This window comes from Pseudomonas sp. FSL R10-2964 (genome assembly GCF_009600035.1).
In the GTDB taxonomy this organism is placed as follows: Bacteria; Pseudomonadota; Gammaproteobacteria; order Pseudomonadales; family Pseudomonadaceae; genus Aquipseudomonas; species Aquipseudomonas bubulae.
Genome location: NZ_WIWH01000038.1, coordinates 1 through 20680 on the forward strand (window position 1 = coordinate 1; position 20680 = coordinate 20680).

Below are 20680 nucleotides of genomic sequence, written 5' to 3' on the forward strand. Positions count from 1 at the left end.
AGGAAGCCTTGGCTATGCGGCATGATGCTCCGGCTTCAATTCAATAACCGTGTTGCACTCAGCTCCTGCAACCGCCCTTGATAAAGATAGAACCAGTGTTCAGTACGCTGGCCCTATTAAGTCAGTCACTAAATCGCTTGAAGGTTATAAGTGGCTTGGTCAATCAGATGACATGAATGGTGGCGTGGTTTTTGAGCCGTATGCAAACCCTGATTTCGGTAAAAATGACACTGAAACGGGGGGTGCAATCATGGTGACCGCTACATTCTATCTTTATGATAAGCCAGTTAAAGAGGCTCTGATGATTGCTCGTCAAAGCGAGATTCCGGGTTTTGTTGAGTTTTACGGGTACGAATCAAGAGAGCTACAATTGCACGTGAGGATGGCTGATGATAATGCATTCCAAGCTTTTTCAAGTGCAGACGAATATCGTAGGCCGGAAAAGTTGATGGCATATAAAAAGGTTGAACAATTTAATAAGAGTAACTATGAGAGCACGTTGAAGTCTGCACTTGATGATGGAACTTTTTTTTAGTAACGGCGTCTAGAGAAAAGGCTGCCTTGGTGGTCTTTTTTATTTTTATGGTTTGGGATTTTTTGAAGTAGGGGGCTTGATCCAGGTTGGGGGATTGAATTGATCAGTTTAAAGTGTGTTTTGAACCGTGGTATAAATCAACTGTCTTAGGTGTTTATCAATTACTGGGGAGTACGCATGGAAAGCATGAGTTGGGACAAGTTGCTGAATAACACCCGTCTTGGCGGTCGTCCTCCTAAATCTGAGCTAGGCCGTTCACCTTTCCACTCAGACCACGACAAGGTTATTTTCTCCGGAGCTTTCAGACGCCTTGCCAGAAAGACTCAGGTTCATCCTCTTGCCACTAATGACCACGTTCATAACCGTCTCACACACAGCTTGGAAGTGGCTTGTGTAGGCCGTACCCTGGGGGTGAGAGTAGGCCAAGAACTTCTGAATGAAAGACTTATTCCTGAGCAACATTCAGCTTCTGATATTGGTGATATTGTCCAGACTGCTTGTCTCGCTCATGACATTGGCAACCCTCCCTTTGGGCATACAGGTGAAGAAGCTATTCGTCACTGGTTCACCAATGATGTTGGGGCGAAGATAATAGAACAATTGCCTTTTAATGAAGCTACTGATTTACGTAGATTTGAAGGCAATGCACAAGGGTTTAGGGTTTTAACGACCTCGGAATATCATCCCTATGAAGGGGGGATGCGTCTTACTTATGCGTCGCTTGGCGCTTTCATTAAGTATCCTTGGCTTGCTGGTGATGCTGTTAATGGGCAAAGACCTATTCAGAACAAATATGGTATTTCTGTTCTGAATTGGGTTTGTTCAATGAAGTGGCGGACGCTACTGGCTTGTTAAAGCTGGGTGATGGTTGGCGGTGTCGCCATCCACTGGCTAACTTGATGGAAGTGTCTGATGATTTTTGCTACGCCATTCTTGATTTAGAGGATGGTGTAGAGATGGGTATCCTTGAGTGGGATAAGGTCTTTGAAATACTGTGCCTTGTCCTTGATGATCACCAGAAGAATCAGTTGGTCAAAGAAATTCAAGGCATGAAGGTTGGCCGTAGGCTCTCTATGATTCGTGGGAAAGTTATTTCAGCTTTTGTAGATGCTGGAGCGACTGCTTTCATGAATAACCATAATGAAATCATGACTGGCAAGGTTCTAGGTATTTTAGAACTTTGTGATAAGAATGTCCGTGAGTGTGTAGCCGCCGCCAAAGGTCTTGCTCGCGATGAAATCTTCCAGCATCCCAGGAAGGTTGAGTTAGAAATAGGGGCTTATAGCACTATATCTACGCTGCTAAACGTTAGCTGCTCTGCTGCTTTGGAATATGTCAGAAAGGGCGGTGTAGCTGATTCGAAGACGAGAAGGGTGGTAGAGCTTCTTGGGCTGGACTTGAATAATTTAGACGCCAGTGGGGGTGTTTCCAAGGAGTACGGTGCAATGATGCAGGTTCTGGATTACGTGAGTGGCATGACCGATAACTATGCCATGCACTTGGCTCGACAGTTTAATGGTATGGGCGGGGAGCGTTGAGCCTGCGTGTACATAATAGCCAGCTGTTTTATTATGTGATTGCAAATGTGCTTCTCATTGAAAAGGCCACCTAAGTGGCCTTTTGTATCACAATTCAGCTTTTAATTTGTCGAATTCATTTTTTATTTCACGAAGCATTAACTTGCGTCCCTCATTTGCTTTGGAGTTTCCAATAATGGCAGAGATGGAAAATCCAACGGCAGTAAGGGCTGTTCCTACTACATAGCCAAACCATCCTTTGGCAATGTATACGCTAAGGGCAGTAACTGCGAGTCCGGCGGCGACAACAATTTTGTTGCCGTTATAGGTTTTGAATTCCCCGTGCTCGTAATACGTTTGCGTAACTGCAAGTGAGGCCAGGCTAAAAAAGGTGCCTACGCCCGGCAATGCAAACATTATAAAGTCTTGAAAAGTAAAAGTTTCTCTTTCGCTAATATACCCGAGTGTGTAAATCTCTCCATTCGGGGTCACTTGATAGGCGACGGGTTCACCACTTTTAAAAGCCATTAGAATTTTTTTGCCAACAGGAGCATGTAAACTCTCGTCAATGAGGATCGCTGGCAGCAAGTCACCGTTCTGAAACTCAAGCAATGCCTCAAGCTTGACATGAGTTCCTATATTGTTACTGACTGAAACGTTGTTGCCTTGCTTAGTGGTTGTAACTGAGCCGCTTGTGTGGGAGGTGACTGTTTTGTCCCTTAAAATGACTGCTGCACAATCGAACGCGGGCCTTCTACTCATGGCTATTCCTTAGCTTGCTAACAATAAAAACGACTAACTCAAAAAATTAAGCGGGAGGCTGGCATAATGCCATTATTTGATGAGGGCCAGGAACTTATCAAATTTCCAAAGCCTGATCAAGCGGCTGTAGAGGCTTCATTCTTTTATGCGTTCGTTAGAGGCTAACAGGATAGGGTTTCGCTGCTGCGCCAGAGGCGTAGAGCAGGTGACTTATAGGCAGGCGATGGCTAGTGTCTTTGTTTTGCTGGTGATGCAAACAACCGTAAATCCCTAGTCAGTTCGAACGGGCTGTTCGAAGGGTGGTGTATCGGCTCTATAATTGTCCTGACAAAAACCGAGGTTATTCCTAAGTGGTACAATTTCGTCTTCTTGTTCTTATATATTCTTATTTGTAACTAGTTGGCTGTTGACCCTGTAATAAGGTCGTTTTTGGCTGCGGAGCCTAAATACAGTTCGCTCGGTAGCCGCCGAACCGGTGCTTCTTGTCACCCAGGGAGCGGCCGACGCAACTGACTTCGAGGGAGTGGGTGAGGCGGGTGTGGATATGGTCGTTGCTGTTGACCGGATGGACCTGTGTTTTGCGCCCCAGCAGCTTCTCGTTTCAGAACGGATGACGCAAGTGGAGGCATGATCAGGGGCGCCATCTGTGGCAGCGGGCTTGCTCACGATGCAGGCAGCGCGGTGTTTCAGTCAAACCGCGTCGATGCCATCGCGAGCAAGCCCGCTCCCATAGAAGGAGGGGGGGCTTTCAGTTCAGGGCTTGCGCGAGGCCTGGATCACCATCTTGATCAGTGGTATCAAGCCAGTGGTCAAGCTGATCCAGCGTGACGTGCCCCCGGTATTTTTGCTTTTGGCGCCTCTGCCGGTCAGGAACCCGAGCAGGGTGACAATCCCCACACCCCACAAGGGTGCATGCTTGATCCCCAGGGTTTCCTGCCAGTTGCTGGTCATCCCGCGCATTTTTTGCAGGGGTTGCAGCAGTTGTTGCGACTCATGACGAATCTCCTGCCGGTGCATTTCCATGCGCAGGCGGATCAAGGTTTTGCGCAACTCCTGGCGTGAAGCATTTTTCGGCAATTCAGGCAGGCTCATGGCAACAAACGCTCGCGGTCTTTGGCCAGCTCTTCAAGCGTGGCATTGAAAGGAGAGGATTCATCGAATATCGCGGCGTTGAGGCGCAGCCCGCAGAACACCGCGGCCAGCGTATAAAACACACAAAGCCCGATAATGCCGGGGATGCGGTAGCTGTCCCAGAGCAGGATCATCACCAGCGCCGACAGTCCGATCAGCAGCAACAGCGCGAACACCAGTGCCAGCCCGGCAAACAACAACAGGCTGACGGTGCGTGCCTTCTGCTCTTGCAGTTCGATGCCCAGCAATTCGACATGGCTGTGCAACAGACCCAGGAATGCGGCACCCAAGCGCCGCGGTGAGGAACGGGGGGAACCGGATTCGTCTGTCATATCAGCGCCGGGTTGCCAGCAGGCCCAGAACAAAGCCGATACCGGCCGCGATGCCCACAGACTGCCAAGGGTTTGCCTGCACATAATCTTCGGTGGCCACCACAGCCGCCTGACTGCGGTCTTTCAACGATTCCTTGGTTTCTTCCAGGGTTGCGCGAGCCTTGAACAGGCTGTCCTTTATCTGGGCGCGCAGTTCTTCAGCCTGGTCACCGGCCAGGGACGCGGTGTGTTCCAGCAACTTTTCGGCATCGAGTACCAGCGTCTGGAAATCGGCCATCAGGATTTCTTGAGCATTCTTTGCTGTTTTACGGGCCATGATTCACTCCATTAGTGGCTTGATAATCGTTCGAGTGTAGGCCTTCGGTGAAGGTTCACTCGTTTCCTTGGCATTGCTTACGCGGTTGGATGGGCAATGCCAGAGATGTCTTTTGTGTACAGAGGCAAAACCTTACCTTAAATCAGTCGTTTTCGCGGGGGATTGCAGCTTCCCGCGCGTCTTCGCTTTCAAAACAGCCTTCGAGCAGGTGATAGCGGTCATGGCGTACCTGGTCGACCCGGCGTTGCACGATTTTTTCTGACAGGCCCAGCAAAATCAAGGCATGGGAGGCGAGCATCAGGCTCGACTCGAGCAATTCCGGTACCACTTCAGTTGCCCCGGCGGCCTTCAGCTCGGTGAGCTGGCTGTCATCGCGGGTCCTGACCAGGATAGGCACTTCGAGGGTAATCAGCCGGGCTTCCTTGAGTACGCTCATGGCCACCTCGGTGTTGTCCACGGCAATCACCAGCAGTCGCGCACGATCCAGGCCTACAGCGCGCAGCAGATCACCCCGGCGGGCGTCGCCGTAGTGCACGCAGCTGTCCGCTTTAGCTGCTTCCTCAATGCGATCGGGGTCGTAGTCCAGCGCGACAAAGTCCTTGTGTTCGCTGCGCAGGAAACGGCCAATGGACTGGCCCACGCGGCCATAGCCGCACATCACCACGTGCCCGTGCAGTTCGGCGTTTTGGCTGGCGATTTCTTCCAGCTCCGCCTCTTCATAGGATTGCCGGTGCAGGCTGGCTGCGATAAGTGGCGCGGCGCGCAGCAGCAGGGGCGTCAGCAGCATCGAGCAGAACGTGGCGGCCAGCAGATAGGCAGCCATATCCGCCGGGATCAGCGAGTTGCTCTGCATCTGCGCCATCAGGGCAAAGCAGAACTCACCGCCCTGGGCCAGGGCCAGGCCACTGCGCCAGGCGGTTTCTCCGTCGCTGCCACGCAACTTGACCAGAATCGCGACCACGGCACCCTTGATCAGCATCAGGACCAGGGTCAGGCCTAAAATCAGGAAACCGTGGTGAATGAAAAGCTGCAGGTCGATCAGCATGCCGATGCTGACGAAAAACAGACCCAGCAGAATGTCCCGGAAAGGTCGGATATCGGCTTCAATCTGATGTCGATAGTGGCTTTCACCCAGTAGCATGCCGGCCAGGAAGGCGCCGAGCGCAGGGGACAGGCCCAGCAGGTGGGTGAGCCAGGCGGTGAGCAGCACGATCACCAGCGCCAGCAACACAAACAGCTCTGCCGAACGCGACGCGGCCACCTCGTGGAACAGGCGCGGCAGCAGGAAGCGACTGGCAAACAGAAGCCCCAGAAACAGGATCACAGTCTTGCCCAAGGTAACCGGCAAGGCCCAATACCAGGCCTGGTCGCTGCTGCCGGCGAACACCGGCACCAGGGTCAGCAACAGTACCGCGACCACGTCCTGAAACAGCAGTACGCCAATGGCATTCTGCCCGTGACGACTGAAGATTTCCCCCAGGCTAGTCAGCTCTTTACTTACGATCGCCGTGGATGACAGGGCGAGTCCGGCACCGAGCAGGAACGCGCCGTTAAGGCTCATGCCAAAGGCATACAGCAGGCCGCCCAGCGCCACTGCCGAACACAGCACTTGCAGGCTGCCCAGGCCAAATACCACCCGACGCAGCTTGAGCATCTTGGGCAGCGAGAACTCCAGCCCCAGGGAAAACAGCAAAAACACCACTCCAAGCTCTGCCAGGTCAGGCAGATCGGGGCTGTCATTGATCCAGTCGAGGGCGGTGGGACCTACAAACAGGCCGACACACAGGTAACCCAGCACCGGCGGCAGCTTCAGGCGCCGGAACAGGGCAATGACCACCAGTGACGAGGCAAGGATGATTAACAGATTGGCAAACACGAAAGGCTTCCTTGGCAGGTCGGGAAAAAGGTCGCGAGCATCCGGCAAATACGAAGGTCTGTCGCTGATGTGGGTCAAGCGTAGTCGCAAGCAGGGGAATAGAGCGATTGTATTGGCAAATCAGGCATACGGCTGCGGCTATCTGCTACGGGTCGACGTCACCGGGCCAGGCTCTTAAGATAAACACTTTATTTCTAAGGTCGTTATTTATGCCTCCCGAATGCCAATTGTTCGGCACCCTGGGTTGTCACCTGTGTGAACTGGCCGAAGCGGTTTTAATGCCCTTGGTCGAGCATGGGTTGATGGTCGAGCTGGTCGATATTGCTGACAGCGACTCGTTGTTTGAAAGCTACGGCTTGCGTATTCCGGTATTGCGCCGGGTCGATACGGGCCAGGAGTTGGGCTGGCCGTTTGATACTGCGCAGGTGGTCAATTTTCTTGGATAAACCTGCATAATCACCGGCTGCATTTTCCGCTCGAGACCCTTTATGTCGTCCCAGCCTTTCATCGCCGCTGAGCATCAAGCCAGTACCTTGCACCTGCCGCCAGGCAGATGGTTGACGGTGCTCGACTGCCTGAGTGAACACTTCAGTGCCATCAGCCGCGAACAGTGGCTTGACCGTATCGCCCGTGGCCGGGTGCTGGATGCCGACGGTGCGCCTATCAGCCCGCAGCTGGCGTACCGGGAAGGCCTGCGCATTCATTACTTTCGCGAAGTGCCCAACGAAACGCCCATTCCGGTGCAGGAAACCATCCTGTATGCCGATGAGCATCTGGTGGTGGCGGACAAACCGCACTTCCTGCCGGTGACCCCGGGCGGTGAGTATGTCGAGCAAACACTGCTGCGGCGCTTGATCCGCACCCTGGGCAACCCCCATCTGGTGCCCCTGCACCGTATCGACCGGCACACGGCGGGCCTCGTGCTGTTTTCTGCCAATCCGGACACTCGTTCGGCGTATCAGTCGTTGTTTCCCACGCGCAAGATCGACAAACGCTATGAGGCCATTGCTCGCGCATTGCCTGAACTTGAGCTGCCGCTGGTGCATAAAAGCCGCCTGGTGGAGGGCGAGCCTTTTTTCCGCATGAAAGAAGGGTCGGGCGCCAGCAATACCGAGACCCTGGTCGACGTTTGTGAGAAAAACGGTGAGTTGTGGCGTTATGCGTTGTACCCCGTCACCGGGAAAAAGCATCAGTTGCGGGTGCATATGGCGGCGCTGGGGGCAGGGATATGCAATGACCCGTTCTACCCGGACGTGATCAGGGACGCTGTCGATGACTACGCCGAGCCGCTGAAACTGCTGGCCCAGAGTTTGCGCTTTGTTGATCCGCTCACGGGAGAAGCACGCTTTTTCGAGAGCAGGATTCATCTGGACTGGTAAAACAAAACCCGCACTAGGCGGGTTTTGTTTTAAGACCAGAGAGCGGTATTACAGCTCTTTAACGGTACGAATCTGGTCTTTGTTGATGCGGGTTTCTTTACCGTCCAGTTGCTTGAACTGGTAGAAGCCTGAGTCGTCATCGTATTTTGGCGCGTCGACAGTCTGGATTTCGCGACCGTCGTTCAGGGTGATCACCGAAGGCGAGGAGCAGCCGGCAAGGGCGGCCATGCCAGCAGCGAGCATCAGGGCGGCGAGAGTCCGGTGAGTCATTGTGTATCTCCAACAAGTGAATGTGCTGTTAATGATTACTGTCCTTGAGACGTATACATCGTCTGCAAGTTCCATTGCTAGCCCCAGGCAGACACTGGCGCGGATTATTTCAGCCAGTCCGGGGTATTGAAATTGGCCAGCCGCGGGTCATTTTCGGCGCATTGCCAGGCCCGTGCATTGAGCTGGAGCATGATTTTGCGCGGGCTGCGTTCACCTGCCTGCCAGGCGGCCTCGAATACATCTTTCAGTGCTGTGGGGATCACGCATAACAGCGGTTCCCAGTGCTCCCCGTGGCGCACCATCAGCGGCTGATCGGGATGTTGAGCGGCAGCGCCCAGCAGGGCATCGAGCAACCCGCGGTCGATTTTCGGTACATCGCAGGGCAACACCAGCAAGTGTGAGTGGCGGGCCACGGCCAGCCCGGCGCGGATCCCCGCCAACGGCCCGGCAAAGTCATCATTGCCATCACTGACCAGTTGATCGGCCAGGCGGGTGTACTGTTCGTGGTTGCGATTGCACGAAATGATCAGGTCATCGGTCAGCGGGCGGGTGACGCGCTGGGCATACGCGATCAGCGGCTGACCCTGCCATCTCACCAGCCCCTTGTCCTGACCGCCCATGCGCTGGCCACGGCCACCTGCCAGCAGCAAGATGGAGCATTGAAACCGGTTCATATGGAACTCCGCGCAACCAGGCAAAAGAAGCGCTGTGATATAACACCGGGCTGTTTCTCCTACAACTGGACCTCGTCTATGAAAGCCAAGGTTGATGCACCTTTCGTACCTTTGAATATCGCCGTTCTTACCGTCAGTGACACTCGAACCCTGGAAACGGACACTTCGGGTCAGGTTTTTGTCGATCGCCTGCGTGATGCCGGGCACAACCTGGCGGCACGGGTGTTGCTCAAGGATGACCTGTATAAAATCCGCGCCCAGGTCGCCACCTGGATCGCCGACGATGGGGTGCAGGTGGTGCTGATTACCGGCGGCACAGGTTTTACTGCACGCGACAGCACGCCAGAAGCCGTCAGTTGTCTGCTGGACAAGCAAGTAGATGGCTTTGGTGAACTGTTCCGCCAGATCTCCGTGGCCGATATCGGCACTTCGACCGTGCAGTCCCGTGCTCTTGCCGGCTTGGCCAACGGTACGCTGGTGTGCTGCCTGCCGGGTTCGACCAACGCTGTACGCACCGGTTGGGACGGGATATTGGCCGAGCAACTGGATTCCCGTCATCGCCCCTGCAACTTCGTCGCCCACTTGAAGCAGGCACCGGCCTGTGAAACCCGTGGATAAGCCGGGCCGAACTGGCGCGCTGATGCCCGTCGAGGTGGCACTTGAGCGTTTGCTGGCACTGGCTGAGTCGGCGCCGATCCTTGATACCGAATCGGTTCCGGTGGGCGCAGGGGATGGCCGCGTACTGGCCCACGACTTGATTGCAAGCCTTGATCTTCCCCCTTGGCCCAACAGTGCAATGGACGGTTATGCGTTGAACCTGGGCGACTGGTCCGGGGAACCGCTAACCGTTAGCCAGCGAATTTTTGCCGGTACTGCCCCGGAGCCACTGGCGCCAGGCACCTGTGCACGCATTTTTACTGGTGCCCCGGTACCTGCGGGCGCGGACTGCGTCGAAATGCAGGAAAATGCCGTGGTGCAAGCTGACGGACGAGTGGTATTTACCCATGCCTTGCGTGCAGGTCAGAACATTCGTCCTAAGGGGCAGGAAACCACCATTGGTGAGGTAGTCCTTACTGCGGGGACGCGCTTGGGGCCGATCGAGCAGGGGCTGGCAGCATCCCTGGGCTGCGCCGAGCTGCGAGTCATGCGACGGGTCAAGGTGGCGGTGTTATCCACTGGCGATGAACTGATCGAGCCCGGGCAGTCGTTGGGCCCGGGGCAAATCTACAACAGCAACCGCATAGTGCTGTGCAGCTGGTTGGCGCGCATGGGGTGTGAAGTGGTCGATGGGGGGATTCTGCCTGATGACTTGCCCGCCACCCGCCAACGCTTGGGTGAGTTGGGAACGGTTGACCTGATTTTATCCACCGGCGGAGTGTCGGTCGGTGAGGCAGACTTTTTGGGCATTGCGTTGCGCGAAGAGGGCGAGCTGGCGCTGTGGAAGTTGGCAATCAAGCCGGGCAAACCCCTGACCTGCGGGCATTTTCGCGGTGTGCCGGTGATCGGCCTGCCAGGTAACCCTGCCTCGACTCTGGTGACGTTCGCGTTGCTGGCACGGCCTTATCTGCTGCGCCTGCAAGGCGTGCAGGCTGTCGAACCGCTGAAGTTCCAGGTGCCTGCAGGATTTGTCTGGCCCAAGCCGGGCAATCGTCGCGAGTACCTGCGCGGGCGTTTGGAGCAAGGGCGTGCGGTGATTTACAAAAACCAGAGTTCAGGCGTGTTGCGCAGCGCGGCATGGGCTGAAGGGCTGGTGGAAGTCCTTGAGGATTGCACCCTGGCCGAAGGCGACCGGGTGGGGTTTATCCCGTTGAGTGAAGTGCTGGGCTAGCACTGTTGCGTCACCCGTGGGAGCGGGCTTGCTCGCGATTGCGGGTGATCGCCATCGCGAGCAAGCCCGCTCCCACAATGATCTCAGACAGGCGCGCGCCCATAGATATCAGTCAGGCGCACGATGTCGTCTTCGCCCACATACTCGCCGCTTTGCACTTCGATCATGACCAGTTCAGCCTCCCCGGTGTTGCCCAGCCGGTGTGGGCTGCCGGGTTTGATAAAGGTGGACTCGTTGGTTTCGAGGGTGAAGTCCAGGCCATCATTGTTCACTTCGGCCCTGCCACTGACCACAATCCAGTGTTCGCTGCGCCGTTGGTGCACCTGCAGGGACAGCGCGGCTCCGGGCTTGACCACGATGCGTTTGATCTTGAACCCCGGACCTTCCTCCAGCACGGTGTAGGTGCCCCACGGGCGGGTGACAGTGCGGTGCAGGCGATAGGCGTCGTGGCCCTGGAGTCTGAGTGTTCGGGCGATGTGCCTGACGTCCTGGCTGCGTCGGGCGTCGGCCACGAGCAGAGCATCCGGCGTATCGATAATGATCAGGTCGTTTAGTCCGACCCCGCCCACCAACCGTTTCGGCGAATCGATGTAGCAGTTGTGTACATCGTGCAGTACGTTTTCGCCAGTACACTGGTTGCCATTGGCGTCGGCCGGGGTCAGCTCGCGCACCGCCTGCCATGAGCCTATATCACTCCAGCCCAGCTGGCAGGGCACTACGGCAACTTTTTGCGAGCGCTCCATCACGGCGTAGTCTATGGAGATATCGGGCACCAGGGCGAAACTCGGGCTGTCCAGTTCGAGGTGGCGTTGTTGTTTGCCCTCAAACATCTGGCTGTGATCAAGGCAGTGGGTCACGGCATCCAGTACCAGAGGCGCATGGGCCCTGAATTCTTGCAGTACGCTGTCGGCGCGCATGCAGAACATGCCGCTGTTCCACAGATGCAGGCCGCCGTCGAGGTAGCCCTGGGCCGTTTTGGTGTCCGGTTTTTCAACAAACTGCGCCACTTCAAAGCCATCCTGGTTCAGCTTCTGGCCTTTTTCTATATAACCAAAGCCGATTTCGGCCCGGGTTGGCAGTATGCCAAAGGTCACCAGCCAGCCCTCGTCGGCCAGTTTGCGGGCGTTGTCGACGGCCCGGCCGAAGGCGGCAATATCGGTGATCAGATGGTCGGCGGGGAGCACCAGCAACTGCGTATCACCGCCGTAGCGCTGCGCAATCTGCAAGGCGGCTGCGGCAATCGCCGGGGCAGTATTGCGGCCAAATGGCTCGAGGATAAAGTCCAGCTCGATGCCGTCCATGCACTGTGCGCGGTAATCATCAAGCGTGCGAAAAAACACCTCCCTGTTGGTTACGGTCAGCAACGGGCCAACGTCACGCAGGCCGGTTGCGCGGGCAAAGGTCTTTTGCAGCAGGCTCTGACCATCGGGCAGGCACATAAAGGGTTTGGGCATGGCCTCGCGCGACACTGGCCATAGCCGGGTGCCAGCGCCACCGGCGATGATGCAGGGAACCAGTGTGCTCATACAGAACGCCTCTAGAATCATTGGACAACTTACAGGGGTTGAAGTCTGACCGGTTCTGCGCTTTTGATCGAGCCGTGAAGGTTAAATCACGGGTGCATGGGCCTTTTCGGTCTGGCTGTTGTCCAAGCAATCAGACCGTTATGTCGAGGGATGGAATATGAGTGCAGGTAAGGCTTTTTTGATTTTGCACGGCAAGCAGGCGCTCAACGAAGACGTGCGCGCTGCCGTTGAGCAGCAGCGGGCGGCGGGGTGGGAACTGGCGGTGCGGCTGACCTGGGAGGCCGGGGATGCGCAGCGTCTGGTACGCGAGGCGCTGGAGGGCGGCTACACCCGGCTGATTGCCGGTGGCGGCGATGGCACTTTGCGTGATATTTGCGAGGCGATGGCACTGGCCGATACCGAGGCCAGCCTGGTGCTGTTGCCGTTGGGCACCGCCAATGACTTTGCCCGGGCGGCCGGTGTGTCCCTGGAGCCCGCTCAAGCCCTGGCCTTGCTCGATGTGCCAGCCTGTCCCATCGATCTGGGTGAAGTCGACGGCCAGTTGTTTTTGAACATGGCCACCGGTGGCTTTGGTAGCCAGGTCACCGCCAATACCTCCGAAGACCTGAAAAAGGTACTGGGCGGCGCTGCCTATCTGTTTACCGGGCTGTCGCGCTTTACTGAGCTGCACGCGGCCTATGCCGAGCTACAGGGGCCGGACTTTCACTGGCAAGGCGAGTTGCTGGCGCTGGGCATCGGCAACGGTCGTCAGGCCGGGGGCGGGCAAGTCCTGTGCCCTGAGGCGCTGGTCGATGATGGCATGCTGGATATCAGCATTTTGCCTGCACCCACGGAAATCGTCGGCACGCTCAAAAGCCTGATGACCGAAGGCTGGGGGCTGGATAACCTGTTTGTCCGCGCGCGTTTGCCCTGGGTCGAGATCAAGGCCGCCGAAGGGCTGGCGATCAACCTCGATGGTGAGCCGCTTGCGGGCGATGCGATGCGCTTTGCCGTGCGCAAGGGCGCTTTGAAGGTCCACTTACCCCAGGGGTCGCCTTTGCTGGGCCAGTCAGAACTGCGGGTTGGTTGATAGCTAAACGATATCAAGGTCCTGGGAATCCGGCCGATAAGGTCAGGCATCAAGTACCTACCCCAGGAGTTACTCATGGCCGGCATTCTCGACACGGTAGACCAGCGCACTCAACTGGTCGGTGAAAACCGACTGGAACTTCTCATGTTTCGTCTGGCCGGCAGGCAGTTGTTCGCGATCAACGTGTTCAAGGTGCAAGAAGTCCTGCAATTGCCAAAACTGACCTTGATGCCGCACCGCCATCCCCATGTGTGCGGCGTGGTCAACCTGCGCGGTAAAACCCTGCCGGTGATCGACCTGTCCCAGGCCATCGGCATGCGTGCGCTGGTGCCGGGCCCGGACAGCACCATTATCGTCACCGAGTACAACCGCTCGGTGCAGGCCTTCCTGGTGGGCGGGGTTGACCGTATCGTCAATATGAACTGGGAGGCCATCCTGCCTCCACCCGCCAGTGCCGGGCGCAGTCATTACCTGACGGCCATCAGTAAGGTCGAGGAGCAATTGGTCGAGATCATCGACGTGGAAAAAGTTCTTGCCGAAATCGTGCCGTACAACGCCAAAGTCTCGCGCGAGAAGCTTGCCGATCCGATCTTCGAGCAAGTGCGCGGGCGTGAAGTGCTGCTGGTCGACGATTCCAGTGTAGCGCTGGCGCAACTGCGTGAAACGCTTTCGCAACTGGGGGTCAAGATGCATATCGCCAGCGATGGTTTGAAGGCGCTGAACATGCTCAAGGGCTGGGCCGATACCGGGCAGGTAATGACCGACAAGTTGCTGATGATCTTCACCGATGCCGAAATGCCGGAAATGGACGGTTACCGGTTGACCACTGAAATCCGTAATGACCCGCGTTTGCGCGCGCTGTATGTGGTGTTGCATACCTCGTTGTCCGGCAGCTTTAACGAGTCGATGGTGAAAAAGGTCGGGTGCGACAATTTTCTGTCCAAATTCCAGCCGGACAAGCTGGTGGATGTCGTACGCCAGCGCCTGATACTGGACCAACAACCTGCTTGAAGTCCCGCACCTTTGCATCAGTGATCGGCTCGTATACTGTGGCTTTTTTAACCCCGCAGGGAGCTGAGTCATGCTGCGTCTAAGCGCGCTTTATCGTTTTCCACTTAAATCCGGCAAAGGTGAAAGCTTGCCTCTGGCCACGCTGGACAAGCTGGGGCTGGTGGGCGATCGACGCTGGATGTTGGTGGATGAAGCCAGCGGGCGGTTTCTGACCCAGCGTGCCGACCCCAAAATGAGTCAGCTGTCTGCGCTGTGGAATGTCGCCGGTGGCTTGACCTTGAATGCCGAAGGGTTCGAGGCACTGGAGGTCGCAGTGCCGGATGCCGACACCGACCTGCGTGGCGTGACGATATGGCGCGACACCTTGCGTGTACCGGATGCAGGGGATGCTGCTGCTGACTGGCTAAGCCGCTTTGTAGAAAAGCCGGTGCGGCTGGTGCATGTGCCACTGCAAAGGGCGCGCACCACGGAGTCGGGCTACGGCCGGGATGATGACCAGGTTGCGTTCGCCGATGGTTATCCGCTTTTGCTGATTGGCCAGGCATCGCTGGATGATATTTCGCACAAGATCGGCCGGCCGATGGACATGCTGCGCTTTCGCCCCAACCTGGTGATCGAAGGCAGCGAAGCCTTTGCCGAAGACGGCTGGAAGCGTATCCGCATCGGCGATGTCGAGTTCCGCGTGGTCAAGTCCTGCTCGCGCTGCATCCTCACTACTGTTGATCCGCATACAGGGGTGCGTGATGAACAGCGCGAACCGCTGGCGACCCTGATGACCTACCGCAAGCAGGAAAACGGCACCATGTTCGGTCAGAACCTGGTTAACGAGGGTAATGGCGTTCTGGAAGTCGGCATGCCGGTAACAATCCTGGAGTAGCCAAGCCCTGTAGCAGCTGCCTCGTTCCTTCGGCAGCTGCTACAGGCTACCTGTCACTGATCATCAAAATAGCGCTCATGCCAGTCCACTACAGGCTGTGGCGCATTGAGCTTTTGCCCGTAGATCACCGAATAAGACAACACGTTCTGCACGTACTGGCGGGTTTCGTCGAACGGGATGCTCTCGATCCACACGTCGAAGCCCAGGTGGTTGGCACCCTTGAGCCACTGGCGCACACGTCCCGGCCCGGCGTTGTAAGCCGCTGAAGCCAGCACCCGGTTGCCGTTGAACTGGCCATGCACCTGGCTCAGGTAAGCAGCACCCAGCTGGATGTTCTTGTCGGGGTTAAGCACTTGCTGCGGCGAGGCCAGCGGGATGCTGAATTTTCGTGCGGTCTCTTTGGCGGTGGCGGGCATCAACTGCATCAGGCCGCTGGCGCCAACGCCGGAGCGGGCGTCATCCATAAAGGCACTTTCCTGACGGGTGATGGCGAATACCCAGCTGGAGTGCAAGCCGCGGAGTTTGGCTTCGCGCACCAGAGTATCGCGGTGGGCCATCGGGAAGCGAATGTCCAGGTCATCCCAGTACTGGGCCTGGCTGATGGTGCGGATAGCCGGGAAATACCACTTGAGGTCGTAAGCCAGCTTGGCCTGGGCGACCATTTCGTCACGGCTGAACAGGCGACTGACGTAATACCACTCACGACGACCATCGACCACCTGGCCGCGGTCATGGAATTCAAGTGCGCGCTGCACGCCTGGCGTATTGCGCACTTTTTTGATCAGTTGCGGGCTGAGCACCAGCGGCCGGTTGTTGAGTTGATAAGGGGTTTGCGCCCGGTCAGCGGCCAGGAACCCGTAGAAATCACGTTCGTTGGCGACTTTTTTGAACAGGACCTGAGCTTGCGGGTTTTTGGGTTCGGCCAGTTCAAGGCTGCGGGCCTGCCAGTAGCGCCAGCGGCTGGTGGTTGCCAAGTCTTGTGGGAGTTTGCGGGTGAGCTGGTAGGCATCTTCCCAGCGGCCCAGACGCAGCAGCAGACGCAGGCGCCACTCGGTGACGGTATTGTCCCGCAGTTCGGGGTCGTACTGGGTCATGATGTCCAGGCCGCGGCTGTCGTAGCGGCGGGCGAACGTCAGGCCGATTTCCCGGGCGATGGCGACTTTTTCATCGCGGGAAAAATGCATGTTGGTGGCGTAGGTGTCGAGCAGGGACGCGGTTTTTTCCGGGTCCTGACGTGCCAGGCGGCGCAGGCCCAGGCCTACGGCGTCAGACATGGCCTCGCTGGCCGGGGCAAAACGTGACGGCTGGCTGAGCATGTCGGGTTTTTGCGCCACGTCAATCATCAGCCGGGCTTGTGGGCCAAGCGTATTGAGGCCGTTGGCGAGTTGCGTGGCCAGGGCGTAATTACGTGCTTCAGCGGCCAGTTTGACCCGCTGCCAGCGTTTTTGCTCGGTCAGCTGGCCTGCCGCGGCCCATTGGCTGAACAGGGCATCGCAGGCGGCCGGTTGCGCCTTGCCGACCATCCAGAGTTTTTCTGCGCTGGCATAACCCTCGGCCTTGCGGTTGTGTTGCAACTCATATTGGCCGTTGAGGCAGTCCAGCTCGGTGAAGTTGAGCTTGGGGTCGTAGTACTTTGCGAAAGTGGCCCAGTCGCCACGGTCTGCCAGCCAGCGCAGCCAGCGCAGTTTCATCCAGTTGGCTTGCGGCAGGTCGCCATGTGCGGCGAGAAACTGTTCGATTTCTGTGTTGCTTGCGGACTTCAGGCGTGCGGTCAACTCGTCATAGGCCAGATACGGCGTAAGCGGGTAGCTGCGCAAGGCTGCGGAATTTTGAAAGTAAGGGCCGGAATCGCCTTTGGCCAAGGCGCGCTTGGCCTGGTCGTAGAGCTGGCGTTGTTGGGTCAGGTCTGCGCCATGGGCGGCTTGCACGGCGCAGCTGGTGAGAAGCAGGCAGGATAAAAAGTTGAAGAGACGACTGCGCATGAGGCTTCCGTACTGATAAAAAACGTGACGAGCGCAGGCCGAACCTGCACTGATTATTTCGTAGCTTAGCCTTTTGCCAGCGACGCGTGAACGTCTTGGCGGCCAACCATAGCAACTTGGCACTAAATGAAGGCAAGACGGCACCGTACAAGAAATACCCGGCCGCCCGGGGGTTCAAATCAGGTAGAATGCGCGCCCAGTTTTTGGAGAAGCTCATGACCCTGCTCAAATTCAGCGATGTGTCCCTTGCTTTCGGCTCTATGCCGTTGTTGGACAAGGTGTCCTGGCAGATCGCCCGTGGAGAGCGGGTGTGCATCATCGGCCGCAACGGTACCGGCAAGTCCAGCATGATGAAGCTGGTTAAAGGTGATCAAAAACCCGATGACGGCTCTGTTTGGCGCGCGCCCGGCCTCAAGATTGGCGAGTTGCCGCAAGAGTTGCCGGTTGCCGACGAGCGGACTGTATTCGACGTTGTGGCCGAAGGCCTGGACGGTGTTGGCGAGTTACTGGCCCAGTACCATCACTTGAGCCAGAACATCGTCACCGATGCTGACCTGGACAAGCTGATGCACGTCCAGCAAGACCTCGAAGCCCGTGATGGCTGGCGCTTGCAGCAATTGGTGGACAGCACCCTGAGCCGCCTGCAATTGCCTGCCGACAAAACCCTGGCCGAATTGTCCGGCGGCTGGCGTCGTCGCGTCCTGCTTGCACAGGCTCTGGTTTCCGAACCGGATCTGCTGCTGCTCGACGAACCGACCAACCACCTGGATATCGGCGCAATCGCGTGGCTGGAAGAGGCCCTCAAGGACTTCCAGGGCGCGGTTCTGTTTATTACCCATGACCGTTCATTCCTGCAGAACCTGGCCACCCGGATTCTGGAGCTGGACCGTGGCGGCCTGATCGACTGGAATGGCGACTACGCCAGTTTCCTGGTGCACAAGGAAGCTACCCTGGCCGCGGAAGAAACCGCCAATGCGCTGTTCGACAAGCGTCTGGCTCAGGAAGAAGTCTGGATCCGCCAGGGCATCAAGGCCCGCCGCACCCGTAACGAAGGCCGCGTGCGCGCCCTGAAAGAACTGCGCGTAGAGCGCAGCGAACGTCGCGAGCGTACCGGCAAGGCGAATATCCAGCTGGACACGGCAGACAAGTCCGGCAAGCAAGTGATGGTGCTGGAAAACGTCAGCTTTGCTCACCCGGGTGGTCCGTTCCTGCTCAAGGACTTCTCGATGGTGCTGCAGCGCGGCGACCGTATCGGTCTGCTGGGTGCCAACGGTACCGGTAAAACCACGCTGCTCAAGCTGATGCTGGGCGGCCTGGTGCCAACTGAAGGTACGGTTGAAGAGGGCACGCGTATCGACGTGGCTTACTTCGATCAGCTGCGCCATCAGCTGGATCTGGAAAAAACCGTGATCGACAACGTGGCCGAAGGCCGCGACTTTATCGATATCGACGGCCAGAGCCGTCACGTGCTCAGCTACCTGGGTGACTTCCTGTTCAGCCCTCAGCGTGCCCGCACGCCGGTCAAGGCGCTGTCGGGTGGTGAGCGTGCGCGTCTGTTGCTGGCCAAGCTGTTCAGCAAGCCGGCCAACCTGCTGGTGCTCGATGAGCCGACCAACGACCTCGACGTTGAAACCCTGGAGCTGCTTGAGGAGGTGCTGCTGACCTTCAAGGGCACTGTGCTGATGGTCAGTCACGACCGGGCATTCCTCGATAACGTGGTGACCAGCACCCTGGTTTTCCAGGGCGAAGGCAAGGTTCGCGAGTACGTGGGCGGTTATCAGGACTGGCTGCGTCAGGGCGGTTCACCGCGCCTGCTGGGCGTGACCGAGAGCAAGTCGGGCAAAGCCGACCTCAACTCGGCCGTGGTCGAGGCTGCACCGGCACCTGTGGCTGCTCAGCCTGCTCCTGCGGCGAAAAAGAAACTCAGCTACAAGCTGCAGCGTGAGCTGGAAGCCCTGCCGGCCGATATCGACGCCAAGGAACAGGCCATTGCTGCGGTTGAAGCAGAAATGGCTGACGCTGGTTTCTATCAACTGCCTGCGGCCAAAACCGCGGAAGTGATTGCCAAGCTTGAAACATTGCAAGCCGAGCTTGAGCAGCTGGTTGAGCGCTGGGCCGAGCTGGATGCCTGATTGACCCCGTGCTGAACTGAAAAAGCCCGGCCCTTTTATAAGGGGCCGGGCTTTTTTGTGGTTGCTGCAGATAAACTCAGTCAGGTTTTTTCAGGCTGACCGCCAGCACGTCGCACGGTGCACCATGCAGTACGTCGTTGGCGGTCGAGCCCAGCAGCAGGGCGAGGCCGTGGCGGCCGTGGCTGCCAACCACGATCAGGTCGCAGTTTTGCGCTTTGGCCAGGGCATGGATTTCCTGGCGCGGCTGGCCGTAGTTCAGGTGGCAGTAGTCCTTGTGCAGCTGCGGGTATTTGGCGATCAGGCGTTCAAGGCGTTCCTTGGCCTGGTCGAATTGTTGCTGCTGCAGTTGCGAGAGATCCATTGGCACATCGCCGCCGAACGCCATCGCCATCGGTTCGACGATATGGATCAGTGACAATTTGGCGCCGTTGGCCTTGGCGCTTTCACTGGCGCGGTTGATCACGGGGTCACATTCGTCGGTCAGGTCGACGGCGACCAGGATATGTTCGTAGGGCATGTGGGGTGCTCCTGTAGATGGCGATTAATTATGAGTATGGCCCTTTTCCAGAGCCTTGGTTCAAGTCTGGGTCATGCGTTTATCAAGCAGTGAGAGTACAGATATGACGGTATGGATAGTGGTGTCAATCCTGGCACTGGTTCTGAGTCCCCTGGCGTGGTTGCGCCCGTCCCGGGGGCAAAGTGGTCGGATGGACCTGCGCATGGAGGCGCGGCGCATGGGGTTGTCCATGCAGCTGGCGCCTCAGGAGTGGCCGCACTGGCTTGAGCCGCAACCGCCCGGTTCCTGCGCGCAGTACCACCGTCCGCGCCGCAGTACTAAACCTGATGTTTGGTGCTATTGGCAATCGGCACCGGGAAAATGGCTCAATCGCTGGCAGGAAGAATGCGAGGACGAGCGCCTGCTGGCGCAGTTTCGCAAGCTGCCAGCCAATGTCTACAAGGTTGAGGCCGATAAACAAATGATTGTGCTGGTCTGGGGCGAGAAGGGCGAGGCTCAGGTGCTCAAGGCCATTGACGAGGTGCTCAAGGCGCTGGCATGACCCTTGTGGGGGCGGGCTTCCCGCGATGGAATCGGCGGGGTGTGGCAGACAAACCGCGGCGTCTGAATCGCGAGCAAGCCCGCTCCCACACTTTTCACCTGCAAGGCGCCGCAATGGTTTCGGGCGCTCATAGCGCAGGTGTCTAAACTGACTGCCGGGTCGTTTTGTCATCATTGTTTTGGACAATTGACAATCGATCGCTTTTCCGTGAAGGTGTCGACACCCAAATCAAACGGGCGTATGAATTGAGTGTTTGTCGTGTCGGACGATGCTTGTTCAATCCCGATTATCGCGTTGGCGGGTGTGCCTGGCGGATTGGCAACAGCATTGACGCAAAGGTCAGTGACAGCCAGACGCTAGCTTCTGACGTGTACTGTTCAGCTTCCATATCCTGGAGATCAGTTG

The 20680-nt window shown here is 57.3% G+C and carries 22 protein-coding genes and 1 pseudogene; 12 read left to right on the top strand and 11 right to left on the bottom strand.

What is annotated here, in order from left to right; translation table 11 throughout:
* Positions 1 to 49 precede the first annotated feature (49 nt).
* The 3 genes from GHN92_RS19095 (at position 50) to GHN92_RS24245 (ending at position 2073) form a co-directional block, all read left to right on the top strand.
* Complete coding sequence (locus GHN92_RS19095) at positions 50 to 535, top strand: hypothetical protein (RefSeq protein WP_153380824.1); 486 nt, start codon at positions 50 to 52, stop codon at positions 533 to 535.
* 177 nt (positions 536 to 712) lie between these two features.
* A complete protein-coding gene (gene dgt, locus GHN92_RS24240; RefSeq protein ID WP_256666509.1) occupies positions 713 to 1390 on the top strand; it encodes a dGTP triphosphohydrolase in 678 nt (225 codons plus the stop codon).
* 44 nt (positions 1391 to 1434) lie between these two features.
* The gene (locus GHN92_RS24245) at positions 1435 to 2073 is read left to right on the top strand and encodes a hypothetical protein (protein ID WP_256666510.1); all 639 of its coding nucleotides are present in this window, start codon (positions 1435 to 1437) and stop codon (positions 2071 to 2073) included.
* Positions 2074 to 2160: 87 nt separating this feature from the next.
* Here GHN92_RS24245 and GHN92_RS19105 read toward each other — a convergent pair whose 3' ends face one another.
* The 6 genes and pseudogenes from GHN92_RS19105 to GHN92_RS19125 form a co-directional block, all read right to left on the bottom strand.
* The gene (locus GHN92_RS19105; protein ID WP_095002231.1) at positions 2161 to 2814 is read right to left on the bottom strand and encodes a hypothetical protein; all 654 of its coding nucleotides are present in this window, start codon (positions 2812 to 2814) and stop codon (positions 2161 to 2163) included.
* Between the two features lie 487 nt (positions 2815 to 3301).
* Positions 3302 to 3403 (bottom strand): annotated as a pseudogene (locus GHN92_RS24250) (hypothetical protein); the annotation flags it as partial.
* Between the two features lie 164 nt (positions 3404 to 3567).
* Complete coding sequence (locus GHN92_RS19110) at positions 3568 to 3906, bottom strand: hypothetical protein (protein ID WP_095002230.1); 339 nt, start codon at positions 3904 to 3906, stop codon at positions 3568 to 3570.
* Positions 3903 to 4277 carry a phage holin family protein gene (locus GHN92_RS19115; RefSeq protein WP_095002229.1) on the bottom strand — a complete coding sequence of 125 codons (375 nt, stop codon included), beginning with the start codon at positions 4275 to 4277 and terminating at the stop codon, positions 3903 to 3905. The genes GHN92_RS19110 and GHN92_RS19115 overlap by 4 nt, the downstream gene beginning before the upstream one ends.
* A 1-nt stretch (position 4278) precedes the next feature.
* Positions 4279 to 4593, bottom strand: a complete 315-nt coding sequence (locus tag GHN92_RS19120) for a YqjD family protein (RefSeq protein WP_095002228.1) — start codon at positions 4591 to 4593, stop codon at positions 4279 to 4281.
* Positions 4594 to 4735: 142 nt separating this feature from the next.
* A complete protein-coding gene (locus GHN92_RS19125; RefSeq protein WP_095002227.1) occupies positions 4736 to 6469 on the bottom strand; it encodes a monovalent cation:proton antiporter-2 (CPA2) family protein in 1734 nt (577 codons plus the stop codon).
* A gap of 209 nt (positions 6470 to 6678) precedes the next feature.
* Between GHN92_RS19125 and GHN92_RS19130 the strand changes: the two genes are divergently transcribed.
* Positions 6679 to 6915 carry a glutaredoxin family protein gene (locus tag GHN92_RS19130; RefSeq protein ID WP_095002226.1) on the top strand — a complete coding sequence of 79 codons (237 nt, stop codon included), beginning with the start codon at positions 6679 to 6681 and terminating at the stop codon, positions 6913 to 6915.
* A 42-nt stretch (positions 6916 to 6957) separates the two neighbouring features.
* Positions 6958 to 7848 (top strand): pseudouridine synthase, encoded by an 891-nt coding sequence (locus GHN92_RS19135; protein WP_153380826.1) that lies wholly within the window; start codon positions 6958 to 6960, stop codon positions 7846 to 7848.
* A 48-nt stretch (positions 7849 to 7896) separates the two neighbouring features.
* Here the strand turns inward: GHN92_RS19135 and GHN92_RS19140 are convergent, their stop codons facing one another.
* Both GHN92_RS19140 and mobA read right to left on the bottom strand, forming a co-directional pair.
* Complete coding sequence (locus GHN92_RS19140) at positions 7897 to 8118, bottom strand: YgdI/YgdR family lipoprotein (RefSeq protein ID WP_095002224.1); 222 nt, start codon at positions 8116 to 8118, stop codon at positions 7897 to 7899.
* A 104-nt stretch (positions 8119 to 8222) separates the two neighbouring features.
* Positions 8223 to 8792, bottom strand: coding sequence for a molybdenum cofactor guanylyltransferase MobA (gene mobA, locus GHN92_RS19145; protein ID WP_095025147.1), 570 nt, complete (start codon positions 8790 to 8792; stop codon positions 8223 to 8225).
* A 78-nt stretch (positions 8793 to 8870) separates the two neighbouring features.
* On the opposite strand from mobA, the gene moaB reads away from it, so the two are divergent.
* Both moaB and glp read left to right on the top strand, forming a co-directional pair.
* Complete coding sequence (moaB, locus tag GHN92_RS19150) at positions 8871 to 9410, top strand: molybdenum cofactor biosynthesis protein B (protein WP_095002222.1); 540 nt, start codon at positions 8871 to 8873, stop codon at positions 9408 to 9410.
* The gene (glp, locus tag GHN92_RS19155) at positions 9394 to 10620 is read left to right on the top strand and encodes a gephyrin-like molybdotransferase Glp (RefSeq protein WP_133144895.1); all 1227 of its coding nucleotides are present in this window, start codon (positions 9394 to 9396) and stop codon (positions 10618 to 10620) included. Before moaB ends, glp begins: the two co-directional genes overlap by 17 nt.
* Before the next feature lie 83 nt (positions 10621 to 10703).
* On the opposite strand, the gene GHN92_RS19160 is transcribed toward glp, so the two are convergent.
* Entirely contained in the window at positions 10704 to 12146 is a 1443-nt protein-coding gene (locus GHN92_RS19160) for a mannose-1-phosphate guanylyltransferase/mannose-6-phosphate isomerase (RefSeq protein ID WP_095023997.1), read from the bottom strand.
* 157 nt (positions 12147 to 12303) lie between these two features.
* Here GHN92_RS19160 and yegS point away from each other — a divergent pair, with 157 nt between their 5' ends.
* From yegS to GHN92_RS19175, 3 genes are all read left to right on the top strand, one after another.
* Positions 12304 to 13215 carry a lipid kinase YegS gene (yegS, locus tag GHN92_RS19165; RefSeq protein WP_095023996.1) on the top strand — a complete coding sequence of 304 codons (912 nt, stop codon included), beginning with the start codon at positions 12304 to 12306 and terminating at the stop codon, positions 13213 to 13215.
* Positions 13216 to 13290: 75 nt separating this feature from the next.
* A complete protein-coding gene (locus GHN92_RS19170) occupies positions 13291 to 14226 on the top strand; it encodes a chemotaxis protein CheV (RefSeq protein WP_095019373.1) in 936 nt (311 codons plus the stop codon).
* A gap of 70 nt (positions 14227 to 14296) precedes the next feature.
* Positions 14297 to 15103 carry an MOSC domain-containing protein gene (locus GHN92_RS19175; RefSeq protein ID WP_095002217.1) on the top strand — a complete coding sequence of 269 codons (807 nt, stop codon included), beginning with the start codon at positions 14297 to 14299 and terminating at the stop codon, positions 15101 to 15103.
* A gap of 53 nt (positions 15104 to 15156) precedes the next feature.
* Here GHN92_RS19175 and GHN92_RS19180 read toward each other — a convergent pair whose 3' ends face one another.
* The gene (locus GHN92_RS19180; RefSeq protein WP_153380828.1) at positions 15157 to 17085 is read right to left on the bottom strand and encodes a transglycosylase SLT domain-containing protein; all 1929 of its coding nucleotides are present in this window, start codon (positions 17083 to 17085) and stop codon (positions 15157 to 15159) included.
* A 215-nt stretch (positions 17086 to 17300) separates the two neighbouring features.
* On the opposite strand from GHN92_RS19180, the gene GHN92_RS19185 reads away from it, so the two are divergent.
* A complete protein-coding gene (locus GHN92_RS19185) occupies positions 17301 to 19217 on the top strand; it encodes an ATP-binding cassette domain-containing protein (protein WP_016780043.1) in 1917 nt (638 codons plus the stop codon).
* A 76-nt stretch (positions 19218 to 19293) separates the two neighbouring features.
* Here GHN92_RS19185 and GHN92_RS19190 read toward each other — a convergent pair whose 3' ends face one another.
* Positions 19294 to 19734: a universal stress protein gene (locus GHN92_RS19190; RefSeq protein ID WP_016780044.1), complete on the bottom strand. Its 441-nt coding sequence runs from the start codon at positions 19732 to 19734 to the stop codon at positions 19294 to 19296.
* 103 nt (positions 19735 to 19837) lie between these two features.
* On the opposite strand from GHN92_RS19190, the gene GHN92_RS19195 reads away from it, so the two are divergent.
* A complete protein-coding gene (locus GHN92_RS19195; RefSeq protein ID WP_088379313.1) occupies positions 19838 to 20275 on the top strand; it encodes a hypothetical protein in 438 nt (145 codons plus the stop codon).
* The last annotated feature ends 405 nt before the right edge of the window (positions 20276 to 20680 follow it).